16 protein-coding genes are annotated in these 14,925 nt (G+C 73.6%); 9 read left to right on the top strand and 7 right to left on the bottom strand.

Annotated elements, in window-relative coordinates; translation table 11 throughout:
• Nucleotides 1-40 precede the first annotated feature (40 nt).
• A complete protein-coding gene (locus G7072_RS17280; protein WP_240917021.1) occupies nt 41-1,102 on the bottom strand; it encodes a LacI family DNA-binding transcriptional regulator in 1,062 nt (353 codons plus the stop codon).
• Nucleotides 1,103-1,267: 165 nt separating this feature from the next.
• Here G7072_RS17280 and G7072_RS17275 point away from each other — a divergent pair, with 165 nt between their 5' ends.
• From G7072_RS17275 to G7072_RS17265, 3 genes are all read left to right on the top strand, one after another.
• Entirely contained in the window at nt 1,268-2,296 is a 1,029-nt protein-coding gene (locus tag G7072_RS17275; protein WP_240917020.1) for a Gfo/Idh/MocA family oxidoreductase, read from the top strand.
• The gene (locus G7072_RS17270) at nt 2,293-3,078 is read left to right on the top strand and encodes a TIM barrel protein (RefSeq protein ID WP_166088552.1); all 786 of its coding nucleotides are present in this window, start codon (nt 2,293-2,295) and stop codon (nt 3,076-3,078) included. The genes G7072_RS17275 and G7072_RS17270 overlap by 4 nt, the downstream gene beginning before the upstream one ends.
• A 75-nt stretch (nt 3,079-3,153) precedes the next feature.
• Nucleotides 3,154-3,651, top strand: a complete 498-nt coding sequence (locus G7072_RS17265; RefSeq protein WP_166088550.1) for a thioesterase family protein — start codon at nt 3,154-3,156, stop codon at nt 3,649-3,651.
• Here the strand turns inward: G7072_RS17265 and G7072_RS20120 are convergent.
• A complete protein-coding gene (locus tag G7072_RS20120) occupies nt 3,608-5,644 on the bottom strand; it encodes a DUF1295 domain-containing protein (RefSeq protein WP_240917019.1) in 2,037 nt (678 codons plus the stop codon). The two genes, G7072_RS17265 and G7072_RS20120, sit on opposite strands and share 44 nt — an antisense overlap.
• 137 nt (nt 5,645-5,781) lie before the next feature.
• Here G7072_RS20120 and G7072_RS17250 point away from each other — a divergent pair, with 137 nt between their 5' ends.
• From G7072_RS17250 to G7072_RS17240, 3 genes are read left to right on the top strand one after another with little or no spacing between them, the layout of a single operon-like run.
• Entirely contained in the window at nt 5,782-6,294 is a 513-nt protein-coding gene (locus tag G7072_RS17250) for a hypothetical protein (protein WP_166088545.1), read from the top strand.
• Nucleotides 6,295-6,332: 38 nt separating this feature from the next.
• On the top strand, nt 6,333-7,859 hold the full coding sequence (locus tag G7072_RS17245; protein ID WP_166088543.1) for a flotillin family protein: 1,527 nt from the start codon (nt 6,333-6,335) through the stop codon (nt 7,857-7,859).
• Nucleotides 7,860-7,872: 13 nt separating this feature from the next.
• Nucleotides 7,873-8,406, top strand: a complete 534-nt coding sequence (locus G7072_RS17240; protein ID WP_166088541.1) for a GNAT family N-acetyltransferase — start codon at nt 7,873-7,875, stop codon at nt 8,404-8,406.
• Here the strand turns inward: G7072_RS17240 and G7072_RS17235 are convergent.
• The 4 genes from G7072_RS17235 to G7072_RS17220 all read right to left on the bottom strand — a co-directional run bounded on the left by G7072_RS17235 (nt 8,396) and on the right by G7072_RS17220 (nt 10,742).
• The gene (locus G7072_RS17235) at nt 8,396-8,779 is read right to left on the bottom strand and encodes a hypothetical protein (RefSeq protein WP_166088538.1); all 384 of its coding nucleotides are present in this window, start codon (nt 8,777-8,779) and stop codon (nt 8,396-8,398) included. The two genes, G7072_RS17240 and G7072_RS17235, sit on opposite strands and share 11 nt — an antisense overlap.
• Before the next feature lie 83 nt (nt 8,780-8,862).
• Nucleotides 8,863-9,480, bottom strand: a complete 618-nt coding sequence (locus G7072_RS17230; RefSeq protein WP_166088536.1) for a hypothetical protein — start codon at nt 9,478-9,480, stop codon at nt 8,863-8,865.
• A gap of 88 nt (nt 9,481-9,568) precedes the next feature.
• Nucleotides 9,569-10,237 (bottom strand): hypothetical protein, encoded by a 669-nt coding sequence (locus G7072_RS17225; protein WP_166088534.1) that lies wholly within the window; start codon nt 10,235-10,237, stop codon nt 9,569-9,571.
• Complete coding sequence (locus G7072_RS17220; protein WP_166088532.1) at nt 10,230-10,742, bottom strand: MarR family transcriptional regulator; 513 nt, start codon at nt 10,740-10,742, stop codon at nt 10,230-10,232. Before G7072_RS17220 ends, G7072_RS17225 begins: the two co-directional genes overlap by 8 nt.
• 116 nt (nt 10,743-10,858) lie before the next feature.
• Between G7072_RS17220 and G7072_RS17215 the strand changes: the two genes are divergently transcribed.
• Both G7072_RS17215 and G7072_RS17210 read left to right on the top strand, forming a co-directional pair.
• Entirely contained in the window at nt 10,859-11,668 is an 810-nt protein-coding gene (locus tag G7072_RS17215; protein ID WP_240917018.1) for a CPBP family intramembrane glutamic endopeptidase, read from the top strand.
• 4 nt (nt 11,669-11,672) lie between these two features.
• A complete protein-coding gene (locus G7072_RS17210) occupies nt 11,673-12,722 on the top strand; it encodes an aminotransferase class V-fold PLP-dependent enzyme (RefSeq protein ID WP_166088530.1) in 1,050 nt (349 codons plus the stop codon).
• Nucleotides 12,723-12,727: 5 nt separating this feature from the next.
• Here G7072_RS17210 and G7072_RS17205 read toward each other — a convergent pair whose 3' ends face one another.
• On the bottom strand, nt 12,728-13,279 hold the full coding sequence (locus G7072_RS17205) for a TetR/AcrR family transcriptional regulator (protein WP_240917017.1): 552 nt from the start codon (nt 13,277-13,279) through the stop codon (nt 12,728-12,730).
• Nucleotides 13,280-13,325: 46 nt separating this feature from the next.
• Here G7072_RS17205 and G7072_RS17200 point away from each other — a divergent pair, with 46 nt between their 5' ends.
• Complete coding sequence (locus G7072_RS17200; RefSeq protein ID WP_240917016.1) at nt 13,326-14,924, top strand: carboxyl transferase domain-containing protein; 1,599 nt, start codon at nt 13,326-13,328, stop codon at nt 14,922-14,924.
• The last annotated feature ends 1 nt before the right edge of the window (nt 14,925 follow it).

Genomic DNA, 14,925 nt, shown 5'->3' with positions numbered 1-14,925 from the left:
ACACAATCCGAAGACACGTTCGATACCGCTCGGCCTGGGCTCACCGGGGTGGCGCGGTGGTGCCGCGGACCACGAGGCGCGGCGGTACGACGACCTCGCGCCGGCCGCCGCTGTCTCCACCCCGACCTCGGTCTCGGACCCCGTCGCCGTTGGGGGTCGACGGTCCGTCCTCCAGCCGACGGAGGGCGAGCCCGAGGGCAGCCGTGGCCAGGGCCGGCGAGTCCTGGGCCACGGTGGTGAGCTGCACGCTGCCCAGCCGCGCCACCGCGCTGTCGTCGTACCCGACCAGTGACAGGTGCCCGGGCACCGACGAACCGCGCGCCCGCGCGGCGAAGAGCAGGCCGGTGGCGCAGTGGTCGTTGAACGCCGTCACCGCCGTGACGGTCGGACGGCCGTCCAGCAGGGCCGCGGCTGCCACCTCACCGGAGGCCTCGTCGAGGCCGCCGGGCACGACCCGCGCCCCCGCGGACAGCCCTCGCGCCGCCAGCGCCGCCCGGTAGCCGCGGCGTCGCTCGGCCGCCCCGGGCGCCCGGCCTCCGTCCACGTGCGCGACCGCGGTGTGCCCGAGGTCGAGCAGGTGGTCGGTGGCCATCCTCGCCCCGGCGACGTCGTCGGTGCGGACGACGTCGACGGCGCTCGACCTCACCGCCCGCGCGACCACCACGACCGGGACCGCCGCCGCGAGGTCCTCGAGCGCGGCCACGGAGAGCGTGGGGCCCAGCAGCACCAGCGCCTCGCACCGGTAGTCCAGCAGGGCTCGTGCCGCCTGCGCCTCGCCCCGGCTGGGTGCCGACGCCCCGAGGGCCAGCTCGTAGCCACTCCCCTCAGCGGCGCGGTAGAGGTCCTCGACCACCTGGCCGTGGAACTCGCGGTGCAGCCCGAAGACGACCCCGACGGTGCGCGTGCGGTGCCGCCCGAGCAGCCGCGCGCGCTGGTCGGGCCGGTAGCCGAGCTCTGCCGCGGCGGCGCGCACGCGCTCGCGCGTCGCGTCACTCGCGCCGGGCGCGTCCCGGAAGACGATCGACACCAGGGCACGCGAGACCCCCGCTCGCCGGGCGACGTCGAGCATGGTGACCGTGCGCGCTCGCGCGTCCTGTGCCACGGCGGCTCCCGTCGTCGACTCCTGGTGGGGACCGCGACAGGCGCAGCGCGACCCGGGACCACAGTAGAGCGCGCTAGCCCGCGGTGCCATCGCCCTTGACCCGGGCTCGACGCCCCTCCAGACTAGAGCGCGCTAGTCATGACTCGACCACGCCAGAGGAAGCCCGTGTCCCACCACCTCGACCCCGCCGGCACCGCGCCCGTCCGCGTCGGCCTGATCGGAGCCGGCCGTATCGGCACCTCGCACGCCGGGCTGCTCGCCCGCCGCGTCCACGGCGCTCACCTCGTGGCGGTCGCCGACCCCCGTCCCGGTGTCGCCGAGGACCTCGCCGGGCCCCTGGGCGCACGCGCCACCACCGACGCCGACGAACTTGTCGCCGACCCCGCGGTCGACGCGGTCGTCATCACCGCGTCCTCCACCGCCCACGCCGGGCTGGTCGTCGCGGCGGCTGCCGCCGGCAAGCACGTCTTCTGCGAGAAGCCGATGGGCATGAGCCTCGAGGAGATCGCCACCGCCACGCAGGCCGCCGCCGACGCGGGTGTCGCGCTCCAGGTCGGCTTCAACCGCCGCTTCGTCCCCGACTGGGCCGCGGCGCACCGGCTCGTCACCGACGGTGCGGTCGGCACCCCGCAGATCCTCCGCTCGGTCACCCGGGACCCCGGGCTCGCCGATCCTGGCGGCGTCCCGCCGTGGACGATCTTCACCCAGACCCTCATCCACGACTTCGACACGCTGCTGTGGCTCAACCCCGGCGTCGAGGCCGTCAGCGTCCACGCCACCGCCGACGCCCTCGTCGCCCCGGACTTCAAGGACGCCGGCCTGCTCGACACCGCCGTCGTCGTCGTCACCTTCGACAACGGCGCCATCGCGGTGGCCGAGGCCAGCTTCTCCGCCGCCTACGGCTACGACGTCCGGGGCGAGGTGTTCGGCTCGGCCGGCATGGTGACGATGGGGGACGGCGCCCGGTCGTCCCTGCGCCTCAGCAACGTCGGCGGCCGTCACGTCGAGACCGCGCGCAGCGACGTCGAGCTCTTCGGCGGCGCCTACGCGGCCGAGCTCGAGGAGTTCGTCACCGCCGTCCGGGAGGGCCGTGCGCCCTCGGTCGGCGGGCACGACGCCCACCGCGCCTTCGCGGTCGCGCTGGCCGCGATCGCATCGGTCGAGTCCGGCGCCCCCGCGCGGGTGGCGCGATGAGCACGCCGTACACGCTGGCGGTCTGCGCCGAGATGGTGCTCCTCGACCGGCCCGTCGAGGAGCGGGCCCGTGCGCTGCACGACCTCGGCTTCGCCGTCGAGATCTGGGACTGGACGACGAAGGACCTCGACGCCCTCGCCGCCACGGGCGCGCGCTTCACGTCAGTGACCGGCTACGTCGAGGGTGACCTGACGGAGCCCGACGGCATCGAGGCGCTGCTGCGCACGGCGGAGCAGTCGGTCCGCGCCGCCGCCACGATGGGCGAGCCGAACCTCAACCTCCACGGCACCGGGCTCGGTCCGGGCGGCCTACCGGTCCGCCCGGTCGGGACGGTGACGCCGGAGATGCACGAGCGCGCCGTCGACACGCTCGGCCGCGTCGCGGCCCTGGGGGAGCGCGAGGGTGTCACTTTTTGTCTGGAGAACCTGAACACGGCCGTCGACCACCCGGGCGTCCCTTTCGCCCGTGCTGCCGACACGCGCGCGCTCGTCGCCGCCGTCGACAGCCCGCACCTGCGGATGAACCTCGACCTCTACCACGCCCAGATCGGCGAGGGGAACCTCATCGAGCTGGTGCGCGACTGCCTGCCGCTGATCGGCGAGATCCAGGTCGCCGACGTACCGGGGCGCTGCGAGCCGGGCACGGGCGAGATCCGGTACGCCGCCGTGGCCGCGGCCCTGCGTGACCTCGGCTACGACGGCGTGGTCGGCCTGGAGGCGTGGGCGTCCGAGGACAGCCTGGTGGCGCTCGCGCGCTTCCGCGACGCCTTCGACGGGGGCTGAGGACGACGCCCGTGTGCATCGGAGTGCACCCGTTCACCGCCCCCCGGAGCGCGTGCGAGCGGTAGCCTCAGCCCGGTGAAGTCACAGCACCCCACCTACGACCAGCTCGTCGGCCTGTCGGCGTACAGCGAGCAGCCGGTGCCGATCGCGTTCGAGGACGTCAACGGCCACCTCAACGTCCGTCACTACACGGGCATCGCCAGCGAGGGCCTCGACGAGTCGCTCGTGGAGCTGGGCATCCCGCCGCAGTGGCCGGCGCAGGGGCACGCGTGCTTCTCCGCCGAGCACCACCTGACCTACCTGGCCGAGCTGCGCACCGGTGACCGCATGTCGGCCCGCGTCCGCCTCCTGGGCCGCTCCGAGCGGGCAGCGCACGCGCTGGTCTACCTGCTCGACGAGTCCCACCAGCGGCTCAGCTTTGTGATGGAGGAGATCTTCCTCCACATCGACATGGAGACGCGGCACACGGCGCCCTGGCCCGACGACATCGCGGCCAAGCTCGACACCCGCATCGCCCGCGACGCCGAGCTCACCTGGGAGACCGACACCTCCGGCTGCCTCGCCCTGCGCTGACTCCGCGGTAGATCCCCCACCGGACGACCCACGGCTGGAGCACGGTGTCGACCGACCACCGGGGGATGCGGTAGCCCCGACCGTCGGGCGCGAAGACCTGGAGCCCGTCGTGCTGCGCGCCGAGCACCGACCCCCACCGACGACCCGGGGGCCGGTAGGCGCGCAGCGCACGGCCCGCGAGGTGGGCCCGGACGTTGCGGGCGAGGAGCCGGTCGGCCCGGTTGCGCGCCGAGGAGCGCAGCGGGTCGGTGGCGGCCACGTCGCCGACCGCGAACACCTCCGGGTGGCCGGGCACCTGCAGCTGCGGCGTCACCCGGACGAACCCGTCGTCGTCGAGCAGGCTCGCCGGCAGCCACGCGGTGTTGGGACGCACCCGCCCGATCGCCCAGACCACGGCGTCGGAGTACGACGACTCCTGCCCGGTCGACCAGGCCACCGGTCCCTGGGTGATCCGGTCGCAGGCGAACCCCTCCGGCACGACGGCGCGGTGACCCGGGTGGAGCGCGACCCCGAGCCGCTCGAGTCGACGACGGACCGTGCGCCAGACCCGCGGGTGGTGCTGCGGCAGGGCCCGCTCGCCGGGGAAGTGCAGGTGCACCTCGGTGTCCGGCCAGCGACCGGCGAGGTTCGCCGCCGTGCCGACCGCGGCCGCGCCGCCTCCCACGACGACCACGCTCCCGGCGGCCGCCAGCTGCTCGTGGGCGCTGCGCAGGTCCGCGTCGACCTCCGCTGGGGACTGCAGGTCGGGCCGTCGCCAGAAGCCGTTGGTCACCCCGCTGGCGACCACGAGCACGTCGTACTCCTCGATCGTCGTGACCCCGTCGCTCGTCTCGAGCAGCACCCGGCGCCCGTCGAGGTCGAGGCCGGTCAGCGTCGCGTGCACCGTCCGCGCGCGGCGCAGGCCGCGGAAGCGGTCGAAGCCGATCCGGTAGTCGCGCTGCCACTCCTCCGGGCGGGCCAGCCGGCGACCGAGCTCCTGGCCGCTCACCAGTCCCGGCTTCGAGGAGATCCCCACGACGTCGACGTGACGGGTGAGGCGGACCGCGGTCAGCACGCCCGTGTCGCCGAGGCCGGCGACCACGACGCGCGGTCGGGTCACGAGCGCTCCGCCGTCGGACGACTCGTGCCGCGCCACGGCCGGGGCAGGAAGCGCGGCACCCGCGACGACGTCGGCGTAGCCCGCCCGCCGCTCGAGGTTGCGCTGCTCCATCATCGGGATGCTGGCGCCGAGGAACATCGCGAGCATCGCCAGGGCCCCGGCGAACAGCCACCAGCCGTCACCAGGTGACGCGGCCAGGCCGAAGAGCGCCAGCGAGACCCAGAAGCCCAGCTCGCCCAGGTAGTTCGGGTGCCGCGACCAGCCCCACAGCCCGCGGTCCATCACCTCCCCGGGAGAGCGGTCCCGCACGAAGCGCCGCATCTGCAGGTCGGCGACGGTCTCGAGGGCGATCGCTCCCAGCCCGACGACGGCCGCGACGACGTCCAGCCAGCCGAGCCCGCGCCCGGGCCGCGTCAGCACGACGTACACGGGGAGCATCCCGGCGAAGACCTGCAGCGTCGGCACCAGGTGGATCGCGACCAGGTCGACCGCGAGCTCGGCGCGGCCGGCGCGCTCGCGCAGCAGCGGGTAGCGCCAGTCCTCGTGGTGCAGCCCGGGGAAGCCGACCAGCCAGTTCGCCGTCAGCCGCACCGACCACACGACGACGACCAGGGCGACCAGGGCGGAGCGGGCGGCGTCTCCGGCCGGTTCGGCGACGATCCACCAGAAGGCGAGGAGGACCGGCGGAGCGACGCTCCAGTAGGCGTCGTAGAAGCTCGAGTTCTTGTGCGCCCGGCTGAAACCGAAGACGGCGAGGGTCGCCACCACGTCGGCGAGCAGGGCGTCCAGCCAGAGCCGGCCGGTGTCGGGGCCGACCAGGACCCAGGCAGTCGCGACCAGGAGCGCCACGACGTACGCCGTCGCGACGCGGCGCAGGGAAGCGGTCCGGCTCACGCCGCCCGACCCTAGTGCCGGCCACCTGCCGACGGGAAGGCTCCGTTGTCAGCCCGGTTCGCCCACTATGCTGCCGATTCAGCAGTCCGGGTCCGGGTCACCGCCCGGGTCCGGTCCGGGGGACGGAGGGGGAGACCGTGACGGTGTATCTCGTCATCGGCGTCGTCGGCCTGCTCGTGCTGACCGTCTCCCTGCTGGCCGGGGACCTGCTCGACGGAGCCTTCGACGCCCTGGCCGCGGACTGGTTCTCCAGCGCCGTCCTCGGCGGGTTCGTGTCGGCCTTCGGCTTCGGCGCCGCCGTCGCCGACGGTCTCGGGCTCCCCGTCCTGCTGGCGGTGGCCGTCGGAGCCGTCGCCGGTGTCGTGGCCGGCTGGTTCGCCGCGTGGCTGACGCGCCTGGTCCGCGGCGGCGGCAGCGACGACCCCGTGGGCGCCTCCGACACCGTCGGCCTGGACGCCACCGTCCTGACCGAGATCCCCGAGGGGGGCCTGGGCGTCGTCCGGGTCCGCGTCGGCGGGCACACCCTGCAGCTCAACGCACGCGCCGACCCCGACGGTACCGCGCTCCCGGTCGGCACCGAGGCCCACGTCACCGGCGTGCTCTCCCCGACCGCCGTCACCGTCGCCCCCGTCTGGCCCCTCACCTCCTGACTCTCCTGACATCCCTTGACACCACCGAAAGGCACCACATGACCACCGCTGTCCTGATCCCGGTCGTCGGGTTCGTCGTCCTCTTCGTGCTGCTGGTGCTGCTGGTCACCAGCCGCTACAAGGTGGCCGGGCCCAACCAGGCCTTCATCGTCACCGGCCGCAAGGGCAAGGCGGTGCTCAACCCGGAGACCGGTGCGCTGACCACCGACCTGTCGGGCCAGAAGGTCATCCTCGGCGGGGGCACGTTCGTCATCCCGTTCGTGCAGAAGCTGGCGACCATGGACCTCTCCAGCCGGCGCATCTCGGTGCGCATCGGCGGTGCCGTCTCCGGCCAGGGCGTGAAGCTCAACGTGGAGGGCGTGGCGATCGTCAAGGTGGGCGGCAACGCCGACCAGATCCGGCTGGCGGCCCAGCGCTTCCTGTCGCAGCAGAACGACATCGAGCCCTTCACCCAGGAGGTGCTGGCCGGCGCGCTCCGCTCGATCGTCGGCGGCCTGACCGTCGAGCAGATCATCCGCGACCGCGCCGCCTTCGCGCAGCGGGTCGCCGACGAGTCCGAGACCTCGCTGACCGGTCAGGGCCTCATCCTCGACACCTTCCAGATCCAGGACGTCACCGACGACGGCAGCTACCTCGCCGACCTCGGTCGGCCCGAGGCCGCCCGCATCGGCCAGGCCGCCGCCATCGCCGAGGCCAACGCCCGCCAGGCCGCCGAGCAGGCCCGCATCAAGGCCGAGGAGGAGATCGCGATCTCCCAGCGGGCGCTGGCGCTCAAGCAGGCCGAGATCAAGGCCGAGACCGACGCGGCTGCCGCCAACGCCGCTGCGGCCGGCCCGCTGGCCCAGGCCGAGCGGGACCAGTCGATCCTCATGGAGCAGGAGAAGGTCGCCGTCCGGCAGGCGGCGCTGACCGAGCGCAACCTGGAGACCGAGGTCCGCAAGCCCGCCGACGCCGCCCGCTACAAGGTCGAGCAGGAGGCGGAGGCCAACCGGACCGCGGAGATCGCCGGTGCCGAGGCGCGCAAGGCGGCCGCGATCGCGAACGCCCAGGGCAAGGCGGAGGAGACCCGGCTCAGCGGCGAGGCGGAGAAGTCCCGTCGTGCCGCCCTGGCGGAGGCCGAGGCCATCGAGGGCGAGCGCCGCGGTGAGGCCGAGCGGGCGCGTCGTACGGCCGAGGCCCAGGCGACCCGTGCCGAGGGCGAGGCGACCGCCGCGGCGACGCTCGCGGTCGGTCACGCCGAGGCGGAGGCGATGGACAAGCGGGCGGAGGCGTTCGCGAACTACAACGACGCGGCCGTGCTGCAGATGCTCATCGAGATCCTGCCGCAGATCGCCCGCGAGGTGGCCGCCCCGATCAGCAACATCAAGGACCTCACGATCGTCTCCACCGACGGTGCCGGCGCGCTGCCCAAGCAGGTCACGGAGAACGTCGTCGAGACCCTGTCGATGCTCAAGACCTCCACCGGCCTCGACCTCGAGGCCGTCATCAAGCGAGCCGTCAACGGAGCGGTTCCCCAGTCCGGCACCGCAGGCACTGACGCCGGCGCGGTCGCGACCACGTCCTGACTATCCTCGCGGGGTGCCGCTCACCATCCGTCCTCGCCGACCCGAGGACGTCGCGGCGGTCGGCGCGCTGATCATGCGTCAGCAGCCCCTGACCCACTACCCGTTCCGCAACCCGCTGCCGTTCCCCGTCGAGGAGTTCGTCGTACGACGGGGTGAGCTGGCGTCGTGGGTGGCCGAGCTCGACGGCGCCGTCGTGGGGCACGTCAGCGTCCTCGACGTGACCGACCACGACATCGGCCCGGAGTGGAGCGCGGGCACCGGGCGTCCGGTGGAGGAGCTGGCGGCCGTCTCCGTGCTGGTGGTCGACCACGAGTACACCGGGCTCGGCATCGGTGGCCGGCTCATGGACGTCTGTGAGGCCCACGTGCGCGACCTCGGACGGCATCCCGTCCTCGAGGTCGTCGGGGGAGCGCACGCCCGCGCGGTCTCGCTCTACCTCTCCCGTGGCTGGCGGATCCTCGGCGACGTGAAGCCGCACTGGCTCCCCGAGGGCGAGGGGCCGGTGCACATCATGGACCTGCCGTCGGGCGGGGCGGTCAGGCGCTGACGTCGCGGGGGACGGCGAGCTTGGGGATGCCGCCGAGGCCGAGCCGGTAGCGGACGTGGTCGGCGTGCTCGGCGAGCGTGTCCCACAGCGTCGCGTGGGCGCTCCACGGCAGCGGCTCCTCGCCGGTGCGCCAGCTGTCGCCGAAGCTGATCCACACCGGGGTCCAGTCGGCGGCGACGTCCCAGTCCCCGCGCTTGGCCAGGAGCATGCGGCGGCGCACCTGGAACGCCATCCGCGGCCCGTCGGTCGCCACCGGCGCGGTCTCGACGGGCCAGACCCACAGGTCCAGCGCCATGAGTGCCAGCTCGAGGTCGCGCAGCACCACCGGGTCGACCAGCACGGTCGCCACGTTCTCGTGGGGCGGGCGTCTCACGCGCAGCACGCTACCCAGCGCCGTCGGATCAGGGAACCGCCCGAAAGGAGGCGGTCCGGGCGGCGTGGGAGCGGGGTCGGGCCTCAGCCGCGGGCGAGAGGCTCCGTCTTGACGCTGCTGCGGGTCTCGGAGAAGAGCTGGTCGACGTGGACCCGGCCGCCCGGTGCGCCGGCGGGGTAGTCGATGACGGCGCCGGAGACCTGGAAGCTGGCGGGCGCACCGAAGCACGAGCGGGGCACCACGAGGCGCAGCCGGTCGGCGCGGTAGTCGACGGTGTGCGTCATGGTGCGGCAGGCGATGGTGCTGCCGCCGGCGGGGCTCTGCAGCACGCTGCGGCCGTTGCGGTCGTCGGGCTCGACGACGAGGAACGACGAGTAGGTGGTCTCGTCGGGGAGCGTGAGGACGGCGTTGAGGTAGAAGTAGTCGCCGTTGCGGGCCAGGGAGGACATCTGGGTGGCCACCACGAAGGCGGATCGGGTGTGCTTGACCACGACCCGCTCGACCGCGACGTTGGTGGTGCGCGAGGACGGGGTCACCGTCGCGGGGCTGGCGGAGGTGTCCCACGTGAACACGTCGGCGCCGCTGTCGTCGCGCCCGACGGTCTGGGCGCCGGCCGGGGCCGCCCCGGTCAGCACCAGGGCCGCCGTCGTCGCCAGGCCCGCGAGCCCTGCCGTCACTCGTCCGTACGTGTTCGTCGCCATGGCTCGTGCCCCCCGGTTGTCCGTGATGTCTGGGTTCCGATGGTAGGGACCCTCCGGCCCGCTCGGGCCGGCTTCGGACAATCGACCCTCAGCGGCGTACGGCGAGGTGCGTCCTGGCCAGCGCGACGAGGTCGCGGGGCTCGTCGGCGTAGAAGCTCAGCTCGACGATCTCCATCGGGCCCTTCGCGGTCGGCACGACCACCGGGGCGGTCAGCCGGGCGTGGACGTTGACCTGCGCCCCGCTGCCGACGTTGAGGTCGGTGCCGTCCTCGGTCTCGAGCGGCTGCAGGGTCCACACCGAGGAGGGGAGGTCCTCGAGCCCGGTGCGGAAGGAGGCGATCGTCTCCCAGGGCAGCTCGATGCGGTGGCCGGCGCCGCTGCGGACGACCAGCCGGTCCGGGGTGAGCAGGTGCGGGTAGACCCACAGGCTGGCCAGCAGGCCGATCATCCACACGACGCCCCAGACGCCGGTGACGAGCAGCGCCAGCCGAATGCCCTCCCAGGGCACGAGCACGTGGACCAGGGGGATCTCGGCCGCCGAGGCGAAGATCCACAGCCACATCACGGGCGTCACCATGCGGGCGTAGGTGAAGTCGCTGTCCGCGGGGCCACCGCGGTCGGCGCGACGCGTGACCCAGCGGAACAGGCTGCGGTAGAGCCGGACCTCGAACACCACGGCGTGGCGGGCCCACCACCAGAACCAGCGTGGGCGCCAGCGTGGGCCGGCGGTGCCGGGGACGGGTCGCAGGCTAGGCATCGCGGTCGCCTCTCGTGGGTGCGGGTCTGGGGGCCAGGTCGTGAGCGTCGGGCTCGCCCCCGGCCCCGGCGACGAGCGGTCGCAGGCGCTCGAGGACGGCGTCGAGGCCGGTCACGAGCCCGGAGAAGGTGGCGGTGGGCATCCGGGCGAAGAGCAGCCGGGCGAACTCGTCCTGCCCCGCCGCGAGGTCGGCGGCCGTGCGCTCACCCCGGTCGGTGAGGTGCACGAGCGTGGCCCGCCGGTCGGTCGGGTGCGGCTCGCGTCGCACGAAGCCGGTGTCGACGAGGGCGTCGACCAGCCCGGTGACGTTGCGCGGGCTGACCTCGAGGGCGTCGGCGATGGCGCGCTGGGTCGAGGGTCCGGACTGCAGGAGGTGCCACACGACCCGGGTCCGTGACTCGGTGAGGCCCTGCTCGGACAGCCCGCGAGTCATGTCGACGTTCAGCAGGAGCGCGAGCTCGAGCACGCGGTCGAGGGCGGCGACGCGTTCCTGGCGGCTGGGCATATCGTGATGATACTTCACGATGTAGATAGTTCACCAATGACGACCGGCCCGCGACACTCCGTCGAGTGGGGGCCGACCCGGTCGCACCCGATCACCCCGGTGGCAGGCTGGTGCCCGTGAGCTCGCCCCCCACCCTCGACGGCCTGCTGCCGGACCCACGGCTGCGCGACGAGTCGGACCGCGTGCTGCGCGCGGCCCTGGTCGTCGAGATCGCCCTGGTGCTGCTGCTCTCGCTGGGTCGTTCAGCGGTCTACGCCGTCGTCAACTTCGTCGCCGCCCTCACCCAGGGCCCGCTCTCGGAGCAGCGCGCGGTCATGAACCGCAGCCTCGCCCCGGACCGGCCGTGGCTCGACCTCGTCTACCAGCTGCTGTCGGTCGTCTTCGCCGTGGTGCCGATCGCGCTGGCGGCGTACCTGCTGGTGCTGCGCGGCGGCAGCCTCCACCTCTGGTGGTCGCGGCGCCACCTCGGCCTCGACACCGGCCGCGGCGCGGTCCTCGCGGCGGCGGTCGGCAGCGTCGGGCTGGTCTTCTACCTCGCGACGTACGCCGCGGGCCTCAACCTGGCCGTCGTGGCGCAGGACCTCGACGACGTGTGGTGGCGCTACCCGGTCCTGGTGCTGGCGGCGCTCGAGAACGCCGCGGTCGAGGAGCTCATCCTGCTCGGCTTCGTGCTGCTGCGCCTCGAGCAGCTCGGCATGCGCTCGCGCACCGCGGTGGTCGTGGTGGCCGTGCTGCGCGGGGCCTACCACCTCTACCAGGGCGTCGGAGGCTTCGTCGGCAACCTGGTGATGGGGCTGCTCTTCGGCTGGCTGTTCCTGCGGTGGCGGCGGGTCGCACCCTTCGTGGTCGCCCACACCCTGCTCGACGTCGGTGCCTTCGTCGGGTACGCCGTGCTCGCTCCCCACGTCTCCTGGTTGCCAGGCTGACGCCGTGGAGCTGACCGAAGCGCAGGCCGAGTTCGCGGCGTCGGGGGTCTACCTCGACTCGGCCACCCTGGGGCTGCCGTCGAGGCGGACGGTCGACGCCCTGGCGCTCGCCCTCGACGACTGGCAGCGGGGGACCGCCGACGCGCGGGCCTTCGACGAGTCGGTCCAGGCCGCTCGCGACCTGTTTGCCGGGCTCGTGGGCGTGCCGTCCGGCTGGGTGGCGGTCGGCCACCAGGCCTCGCCGTTCGTCGGTCTCGTCGCGGCCGCGGTGCCGGACGGGGCCGAGGTGCTCGTGGCGGCGGGCGAGTTCACCAGCGTCACGTTCCCGTTCCTGGCCCAGGCGGGTCGCGGGGTCACGGTCCGCGAGGTCCCGCTGACGGCCCTGGCCGACGAGGTGCGGGAGTCGACGTACCTCGTGGCGGTGGCGGCGGTGCAGTCCGCCGACGGGCGTGTGGCCGACCTGGACGCGATCGCCGAGGCGGCCGCCCGCACGGGCACCCGCACGCTGGTCGACCTCACGCAGGCCGCCGGCTGGCTGCCCGTCGACGCGAGCCGTTTCGACTGGACCGTGACCAGTGCGTACAAGTGGCTGCTCGCGCCACGAGGGACGGCCTTCCTCACCGCCCGCCCGGAGCGCTGGGACGAGGTCGTCCCGCACAGCGCCGGGTGGTACGCCGGCGCCGACCGGTGGTCGAGCATCTACGGCTCACCGCTTCGGCTGGCCGAGGACGCCCGACGCTTCGACGTCTCCCCGGCCTGGCACGGCTGGGTCGCCACCCGGACCTCGCTCGAGCTGCTGACCTCCGTCGACGCGGCGGTCCTGCACGAGCACGCCGTCGGTCTCGCCGACCGCTTCAGCGCCGGGGTCGGGCTGGACCCCCGCGGCTCCGCGATCGTCTCGCTGGCCGTGACCGACGCGGTGCCGGCGCTGCTCGTCGAGCACTGCATCCGTGGCGCCGGGCGCGCCGGGCGGCTCCGGCTCGCCTTCCACGTGCACAACACGGTGGCCGAGGTCGACCAGGCGGCGCGGGTCCTGCGCGGCCACGTGTCCTGACGACCTCAGGGACGGAGCAGGGCCTCGTGGGCCATGGCGGTGAGCAGGTCGGCCATCGCGGGCTCTCCGAGGTAGCTGCTGCGCGGGGTGGAGTTCAGCAGGCCGAACGTCGCGTGCACCATCGCGTGGCCGCGGTCGGAGTCGACCTCCGGCCGGACCTCGCGCAGCGTGGTGACCCACAGCTCGACGTACGTCCGCTGCAGGTGGCGGACCTGCTCCTGCGCCTCGGGCGGCAGCGAGGACCAGTCGCGGTCCTGGACGACGATCAGCGCCTTGTTGTGCAGCGCGAAGTCGGTGTGCCACGCCACCAGGGCCTCGAGCGCCCCGGAGGCGCCGTCGGCGGCCGCGACCCGCTGCCGCCCCACGCTCAGCAGCCGCTGGCTGATGGCGACGAGCATCTCGGCGAGCATCGCGTCCTTGGAGGCGAAGTGGCGGTAGAGCGCCGGCCCGGTCACCCCGCACGCCGCGCCGAGCTCGACCACGGACACGCCGTGGAAGCCGCGCGCCGCGAAGAGCTCGGCCGCGGTGGCGAGGATCTGCTCGCGCCGGGTGGTCACGGCAGAAGGATAGCGTCCGCGGTTAATGATCGTTAACATCAGGGTCATGACCACGATGCCCGGGCCGAGCACGCCTCCCTCGATGCGCGACCTCGTCGCCGAGCTCCGCGAGCGGCTGACCCGCGCCCGCCTGGGCGGGTCCGAGCAGGCCCGGGCCAAGCACACCGGCCGCGGCAAGCTGCTGGCCCGCGAGCGCGTCGACCGCCTCCTCGACCCCGGCAGCCCCTTCCTCGAGATCGCGCCGCTCGCCGCCCACGACCTCTACGGCGGCGACATCGCCAGCGCCGGCATCGTGACCGGCATCGGCTCGGTCGAGGGCCGGCTCTGCGTGGTCGTGGCCAACGACGCCACCGTCAAGGGCGGCACCTACTACCCGATGACGGTCAAGAAGCACCTCCGGGCCCAGGAGGTCGCCCGGGCCAACCGGCTGCCCTGCGTCTACCTCGTCGACTCCGGCGGGGCCTTCCTGCCGATGCAGGACGAGGTCTTCCCCGACCGCGAGCACTTCGGCCGGATCTTCTTCAACCAGGCCAACCTCTCGGCCGCCGGGATCCCGCAGATCGCCTCGGTCATGGGCTCCTGCACCGCCGGCGGCGCCTACGTGCCGGCCATGTCCGACGAGACCGTCATCGTCAAGGACCAGGGCACGATCTTCCTCGGCGGCCCGCCGCTGGTGAAGGCCGCCACCGGCGAGGTCGTCACCGCCGAGGAGCTCGGCGGCGGCGAGGTCCACGCCCGCACCTCCGGCGTCGTCGACCACCTCGCCAACGACGACGCCCACGCGCTGGCCATCGTCCGCTCGATCGTCGGGACGTTGCCCGCGCCCGACGGACGCGCGGGCGGCGCCACTGCTGCCCGCCCTCCCTCGGTCCCCGAAGCCCCGACGCTCGACCCGGAGGGTCTCTACGACGTCGTGCCGACCGACAGCCGCACGCCGTACGACGTGCGCGAGGTGATCACCCGCATCGTCGACGGCTCGCGCTTCCACGAGTTCAAGCGGTTGTACGGCGAGACGTTGGTGACCGGGTTCGCGCGCATCTGGGGCTACGACGTCGGGATCGTGGCCAACAACGGGATCCTCTTCTCCGAGTCGGCGCTCAAGGGCGCGCACTTCGTGGAGCTGTGCAACCAGCGCCGGATCCCGCTGGTGTTCCTGCAGAACATCAGCGGCTTCATGGTGGGACGCGACTACGAGAACCGCGGCATCGCCCGCGACGGGGCGAAGCTGGTGACCGCGGTGTCGTGCTCGGTGGTGCCGAAGTTCACCGTCGTGGTCGGCGGCTCCTTCGGGGCGGGCAACTACGGCATGTGCGGACGTGCGTACGACCCCCGCTTCCTGTGGATGTGGCCCAACGCGCGCATCTCCGTGATGGGCGGCGAGCAGGCGGCGTCGGTGCTGGCGACGGTGCGGCGCGACGGCATCGAGAGCCGGGGCGAGGAGTGGTCGGACGAGGCCGAGGAGGCGTTCCGGGCGCCCATCCGCGAGCAGTACGAGGAGCAGGGCTCGCCCTACTACTCGACCGCCCGGCTTTGGGACGACGGCATCATCGACCCGGTGGACACCCGCCGGGTCCTCGGCATGGGCCTGGCCGCCGCTGCACATGCGCCGGTGCCGGAGCCCTCCTACGGAATCTTCAGGATGTGAG

Source organism: Nocardioides sp. HDW12B (assembly GCF_011299595.1).
In the GTDB taxonomy this organism is placed as follows: domain Bacteria; phylum Actinomycetota; class Actinomycetes; order Propionibacteriales; family Nocardioidaceae; genus Marmoricola_A.
This window is presented reverse-complemented; position numbering and strand designations above follow the sequence as displayed.

What these genes read in the sequence shown, in the direction of transcription:
- G7072_RS17220 (WP_166088532.1), bottom strand. Translation starts at nt 10,742, where the DNA reads ATGCCCAGCCGCCAGGAACGCGTCGCCGCCCTCGACCGCGTGCTCGAG.
- G7072_RS17225 (WP_166088534.1), bottom strand. Translation starts at nt 10,237, where the DNA reads ATGCCTAGCCTGCGACCCGTCCCCGGCACCGCCGGCCCACGCTGGCGC.
- G7072_RS17200 (WP_240917016.1), top strand. Translation starts at nt 13,326, where the DNA reads ATGACCACGATGCCCGGGCCGAGCACGCCTCCCTCGATGCGCGACCTC.
- G7072_RS17270 (WP_166088552.1), top strand. Translation starts at nt 2,293, where the DNA reads ATGAGCACGCCGTACACGCTGGCGGTCTGCGCCGAGATGGTGCTCCTC.
- G7072_RS17245 (WP_166088543.1), top strand. Translation starts at nt 6,333, where the DNA reads ATGACCACCGCTGTCCTGATCCCGGTCGTCGGGTTCGTCGTCCTCTTC.
- G7072_RS17230 (WP_166088536.1), bottom strand. Translation starts at nt 9,480, where the DNA reads ATGGCGACGAACACGTACGGACGAGTGACGGCAGGGCTCGCGGGCCTG.